Source organism: Klebsiella sp. JB_Kp004, assembly GCF_040065795.1.
GTDB classification, from domain to species: Bacteria; Pseudomonadota; Gammaproteobacteria; order Enterobacterales; family Enterobacteriaceae; genus Klebsiella; species Klebsiella quasipneumoniae.
Genome location: NZ_JBEAKW010000021.1, coordinates 1 through 4,861, shown reverse-complemented (window position 1 = coordinate 4,861; position 4,861 = coordinate 1). Strand labels below are relative to the sequence as shown.

7 protein-coding genes are annotated in these 4,861 nt (G+C 45.4%); 4 read left to right on the top strand and 3 right to left on the bottom strand.

What is annotated here, in order from left to right; genetic code table 11:
- Nucleotides 1-478: 478 nt before the first annotated feature.
- Together ABLX76_RS13700 and ABLX76_RS13695 are read left to right on the top strand one after the other, a co-directional pair.
- On the top strand, nt 479-889 hold the full coding sequence (locus tag ABLX76_RS13700) for a hypothetical protein (RefSeq protein ID WP_042948707.1): 411 nt from the start codon (nt 479-481) through the stop codon (nt 887-889).
- 256 nt (nt 890-1,145) lie between these two features.
- Nucleotides 1,146-1,709 (top strand): hypothetical protein, encoded by a 564-nt coding sequence (locus tag ABLX76_RS13695; protein WP_181586209.1) that lies wholly within the window; start codon nt 1,146-1,148, stop codon nt 1,707-1,709.
- 28 nt (nt 1,710-1,737) lie between these two features.
- Here ABLX76_RS13695 and ABLX76_RS13690 read toward each other — a convergent pair whose 3' ends face one another.
- Both ABLX76_RS13690 and ABLX76_RS13685 read right to left on the bottom strand, forming a co-directional pair.
- Nucleotides 1,738-2,199, bottom strand: a complete 462-nt coding sequence (locus tag ABLX76_RS13690) for a hypothetical protein (RefSeq protein ID WP_042948703.1) — start codon at nt 2,197-2,199, stop codon at nt 1,738-1,740.
- Nucleotides 2,200-2,587: 388 nt separating this feature from the next.
- On the bottom strand, nt 2,588-2,749 hold the full coding sequence (locus ABLX76_RS13685) for a replication initiation protein (RefSeq protein ID WP_348874670.1): 162 nt from the start codon (nt 2,747-2,749) through the stop codon (nt 2,588-2,590).
- Between the two features lie 414 nt (nt 2,750-3,163).
- Here ABLX76_RS13685 and ABLX76_RS13680 point away from each other — a divergent pair, with 414 nt between their 5' ends.
- Together ABLX76_RS13680 and ABLX76_RS13675 are read left to right on the top strand one after the other, a co-directional pair.
- Entirely contained in the window at nt 3,164-3,355 is a 192-nt protein-coding gene (locus ABLX76_RS13680; protein ID WP_042948710.1) for a Rop family plasmid primer RNA-binding protein, read from the top strand.
- The gene (locus ABLX76_RS13675; protein WP_042948704.1) at nt 3,355-3,756 is read left to right on the top strand and encodes a helix-turn-helix domain-containing protein; all 402 of its coding nucleotides are present in this window, start codon (nt 3,355-3,357) and stop codon (nt 3,754-3,756) included. Before ABLX76_RS13680 ends, ABLX76_RS13675 begins: the two co-directional genes overlap by 1 nt.
- Nucleotides 3,757-4,598: 842 nt before the next feature.
- Here the strand turns inward: ABLX76_RS13675 and ABLX76_RS13670 are convergent.
- The gene (locus ABLX76_RS13670) at nt 4,599-4,808 is read right to left on the bottom strand and encodes a YdgH/BhsA/McbA-like domain containing protein (RefSeq protein ID WP_042948706.1); all 210 of its coding nucleotides are present in this window, start codon (nt 4,806-4,808) and stop codon (nt 4,599-4,601) included.
- Between the last annotated feature and the right edge of the window lie 53 nt (nt 4,809-4,861).

Here is a 4,861-nt window from a genome sequence, read left to right as displayed (position 1 = left end):
ATGGTCATATTCCTTAAGTCATTTTGTTCTGTATGTGGCTTTGTTGCCCTGATGTGATAAATGATAGGACGACCATGAGCTGATTAAAATCGAAACAATTTGCGGATGTCATTCAAAAAAAAAGAAAGAAAGATAGAACGTCTCCGATCTCTGGTTCTTATCTACCGGCCATCGACTAGATGCCTACGACTGAGGCCCGATATGAAGGATGTTTCATGGCTATTTAGTGGTTTTTCTCGATGTTTACGCATTGAGTGTTTTTAAATCTAAAAGTGAAAATAGTCTTTACTAACATAAAGATCGATCTCGAATCGTACCTTGACGAGTGTTGATACGAGCATAAATTCTGTTTTTTCTGTTTTTGATGTTTTTTTTGTTGGATCTCGATTGGGAGAAAATACGAAATTTCTTGAAGATCGAGTGGGTCCCTGGGTACACTATCGATTAAGAACTGATCGACGTCTAAACGGATTGCATTATGGCTTTTATATCTCTATCGAATTTGGCAGCGAAGACTGGAAGGATCATTCAGTCGCAGCATGTTACGGCCACGCAAACGAAAAAAAGCACTGGCGCCGTAGAGTTAGGCTTCCGCTTAAGCAAAAGCGCTATGGACGAGACCGGAATCACCATTGGGGATCGAGTCGATATTCTTTACGACAAAGAAGAAAATCAGTGGATGATTAAGAAAATTAGTGAAGGTGGCTTTGGTGTGTCTGGGCAAAAAAACAAGCACGGTGGTTACTCATCATGTGCTGTTAGGTTGACCTTACGCCCTGGATTTCCTCGCCTTTCGGAGGATGAGGATGAGAACAAAAAGTTACTTTCTGATGATTCATTCACTCAGCTAAGTGAAGGTGTAATCATTTTCAAGCTGGATGATGAATAGGAAAGACCAAAAGGAAAGGCAGAGTTAGTGAGCGTCGGCAAACAATCAACTAACTCCGCCTTCTGGTCAACACATCACTACCTTTGGAAGGGTGGCGTGTTATGGGCGGCATTATGTCCATAAACTTGCGTTCTAATAAAGAAGAAATCGTTTCTTTTGAGGGGGGCAAACACGACATTTTCTATTCTGTTAGGTGCGGTGCTATTGGCTTTGGTCTCTTAACGTTATGTTTTTAAACACATATGAGACTATAGATATGAGAGCATTATCAGTACCACCTTCAGTTGCTAGGGCTAACCTGGCAAGTAAATTCTCATCTCATTTGAAAGCTATTGCGCTTTTCAACACGATGCAGGACTCCCAAGTTGTGATCTTGTCATCGCTGATCGAGGGACATCACCTCACCAGTTCTGGTAACAGTGTCAAAGCTGACTTTGAAGTCACTCGCTTACCAGCCATCATTGAGATGTTAGAGAAAAAATATTTTTTCCCTATTCGTCATCTAAATGTCTCTGTTAAATCTGTAACAACAGGAAGAATGACTGTACAAACTGTCTATTTCATAGAGCCTGAACATATCGAGCAACTTTACGCTGATCCTGAGCTTGTCTTTGCTAATCAAGAAAGGAGCCTTTTCTTTCGTTCTCTCGAAAAGGAAGGAAAGAATCTTGGTAAGCTTATCGAGAAGAAAGGCAGTGTTTCTCAGGCAGTTCTAAGTCTTCTACATCATGCTTACAAAGACAAACCTCTTTCTGACGAGATGTGGAAAGAGATAGATGAGAGGTTCACTCATATGTTGGATGAGTTGAATGCAGCGTGAAGGTAAGGGCGGTCTTTCGACCGCCTTTTTAGTCCTCTATCCCTAATTCTTTGTGATAGTTTTTCAGCGTAGAGTAACGATAGTTTCGCAGGATGTTTGTATCGTTTTTGTTGTGAGCGTCTATGTATTTAGCTATGAATTTTTTGAATTCTTTTTGTATTTTTTCTTTGTTATCATTGAGATGAGTGAACTCTGGTGTTGGTATCTTATACGCCCTTGATACATACTCTTCTTTCTGAATTAACAGCGCCTTAGTGTAATCCAAACCTTTCTTATTCCCCTCTGAACGTTCAGAAATGAACCCAAATTTATGATTCAAATTGCTTCGCAAGGGAATTCCGAACATCAACCCGTTGAGATCAATAACTACGATCCCGTAACCTCTTACTTTTCCATCATTACTGCCGTCGAGAGCCTCTTGTAGGCCCTTGTTGTCAGCGTAGAACTGGTCGGAAAGAGACCTTAACTGTATGTAATTTTGTTTGCTCATCTTTAATATCCATTGGCATTTTCTTTTTACCAATGTACAAAAAAAGCAAAGCCCTCTGTAAGAGAGGGCTTTGCTTTTCTTTCGTTGAGTCTTGGATTTTTTACGTGTGGCGAACTCTACCGCACATCTTTCTTTGGAAGCTTGTTTTTTTTACGTGGGGCTCATTCCTACCGCCACTTCTTGAGTTCTTTATATCAAAATTTATAGGGGAAGTCAATTTAGTGGCTGTTCTTGACTGGACTTACTTCACCAGCGTAATCTTCTCCTGAAACGAAAAAACCACCCTGGCAGGTGGTTTTTCGAAGGTTATTTAATCCTGGCAGATTATTTAACCGTGGTAACAGTCTTGTGCGAGACGTGTCACCAAATCCGTCCTTCCAGTGTAGCCTCAGTTAGGCCACCACTTCAAGAACTCTAAATACATCTCTCGCACATCCTGTCTACCAGTGGCCGCTGCCAATGGCGCTTTTGCATGTCTTACCGGGTTGGACTCAAGACGATAGTTACCGGATAAGGCGCAGCGGTCGGACTGAACGGGGGGTTCGTGCATACAGTCCAGCTTGGAGCGAACTGCCTACCCGGAACTGAGTGTCAGGCGTGGAATGAGACAAACGCGGCCATAACAGCGGAATGACACCGGTAAACCGAATGGCAGGAACAGGAGAGCGCACGAGGGAGCCATCAGGGGGAAACGCCTGGTATCTTTATAGTCCTGTCGGGTTTCGCCGCCACTGATTTGAGCGTCAAATTCTGTGATGCTTGTCAGGGGGGCGGAGCCTATGGAAAAACGGCCGCGTGGCGGCCTCCTCTTTTCCCCTACCTTGATCGCTCGGTCTTCTCGAGCTTTTATATGCATGCTCCTGCCGCTCGCCGCAGCCGAACGACCGGAGCGTAGCGACTGAGTGAGCGAGGAAGCGGAAAAGAGACTGGTTTTACATTGAGCACTGACGCTCTGAGGCTTCTTATGACGAAACAACAGAAAACAGCGCTGAACATGGCTAAATTCATCCAGCATCAGTCTCTGCTCCTGCTGGAGAAGCTTAACGAGCTTGATCTTGATGCTGAGGCTGACCTTTGTGAGAAACTCCACGATGATGCGGAGCATCTTTTCCGTACACTGACCTCGAGACTGGATGCATTACAGGATGGTAACTGATGGCCAGAGTGTCTATTAGTGAGGCTGCCCGACTGACGGGTAAGAGTAGAACAACACTGCACAGGCTAATTAAAGCAGGTGACCTGTCCACCTGTAGCGGTGAACGTAATGCGAAAATGGTAGATACTTCAGAGCTTTTACGTGTCTTTGGTCCCTTTGAACAACTGAGGGGTGAACACCATTCTGGACAGGTCTCTGAACAGCGTGATACAGCCTCTGCTGACCAGAGTGAACAGGTGATTCGTCATCTGAAACAGGAGATTGAACACCTGAACACCTTACTTTTGTCCAAGGATTCGCACATTGACAGCCTGAAACAAGCCATGCTCCTTCTTGAAAATCACCAGGAAAAATTAACTGAATCCCCGGCGCCATGGTGGAAATTCTGGAAAAAATCCTGACCCCGTCATGCTTCAGTTTTCCTCTCCGGCCATCTCGGGGAGTTCCTGAACCTTCCCAAAAATCGTCAGATCTCTGAACGCTCCTCACCACTAAAAATACCCACACCCCACGCAAAATTAAAATTTTGAAGATAACTCATTAATATCAGTTAGTTGTGGGTTATTAAATTACGCAGTATTACTTTCTGTAAGGTGAATCCAAGTCGTCGGCGATTCGTGTACGACTTGCCGACGACTCGTCATAGAGTCATCGACGACTCACTTAAGACTATCAGTAACTTATGACGACTTGACTCTAGAGTCGAATCGTCATTTTGGTGTTTTTTTGACCTGGACGACTCTAGAGTCAAGTCACGAGTCGAATCGCCGGTGAATCGTGTGGTGAGTCGTCCGGCGACTTGCCATAACGTGATTGCCGGCCGTCGACGAACCCGATTCCTGATCGTGCTGAAAACCGGTTTTCCGGCTGCGCCGGCAACGCTTCACGGCCACGCAATAAATTGCGTCCCCGTTCACCGTTTTCGGATAGGAAGAACGCCGGAAACAGGACTTACCCTGGCTGAATGGCGTGAATTTTCGCGCTATGCACTTGCGTGCATACTCATGCATGCCGTAAAAACAGAGCCTGCGCGTTTCTGGCGGATTTTCGGGTGGTTTGTTGCCTGTTTTACCGGTTTCCCGTCAGAAACGCCCTGAGGCCGTTTTAGCGGTGCGTACAATTAAGGCTTTATGTTAAATGACGAACGCAAAAAAGCCCCCGAAGGGGCCAGAGGGTTTTCCTGTTAAGGGGCGAAACGGGCCGCCTTCCGGCGACCTGTTCGGCAGCTCCCTCTGCGACCATCTTATTTGGTCAGTTCAGCCGTCATGTGGACACGGTTATTGAACTGCGCGCTGGTGATTTTGTATGACGCACCCTGTTCAGCGGCCTGTGCGGCAATTTTTGCTTCAGCACGATCCAAGGTGGAGGCGGTAGCGCTGATGCTCTGAGCAAAGGCACCGAAAGACATCATGGAGAGAGCAGTAACTACAACAAAAGTTTTGATGGATTTCATGGTCATATTCCTTAAGTCATTTTGTTCTGTATGTGGCTTTGTTGCCCTGATGT

What these genes read in the sequence shown, in the direction of transcription:
- ABLX76_RS13700 (WP_042948707.1), top strand. Translation starts at nt 479, where the DNA reads ATGGCTTTTATATCTCTATCGAATTTGGCAGCGAAGACTGGAAGGATC.
- ABLX76_RS13695 (WP_181586209.1), top strand. Translation starts at nt 1,146, where the DNA reads ATGAGAGCATTATCAGTACCACCTTCAGTTGCTAGGGCTAACCTGGCA.
- ABLX76_RS13690 (WP_042948703.1), bottom strand. Translation starts at nt 2,199, where the DNA reads ATGAGCAAACAAAATTACATACAGTTAAGGTCTCTTTCCGACCAGTTC.
- ABLX76_RS13685 (WP_348874670.1), bottom strand. Translation starts at nt 2,749, where the DNA reads ATGCACGAACCCCCCGTTCAGTCCGACCGCTGCGCCTTATCCGGTAAC.
- ABLX76_RS13680 (WP_042948710.1), top strand. Translation starts at nt 3,164, where the DNA reads ATGACGAAACAACAGAAAACAGCGCTGAACATGGCTAAATTCATCCAG.
- ABLX76_RS13675 (WP_042948704.1), top strand. Translation starts at nt 3,355, where the DNA reads ATGGCCAGAGTGTCTATTAGTGAGGCTGCCCGACTGACGGGTAAGAGT.
- ABLX76_RS13670 (WP_042948706.1), bottom strand. Translation starts at nt 4,808, where the DNA reads ATGAAATCCATCAAAACTTTTGTTGTAGTTACTGCTCTCTCCATGATG.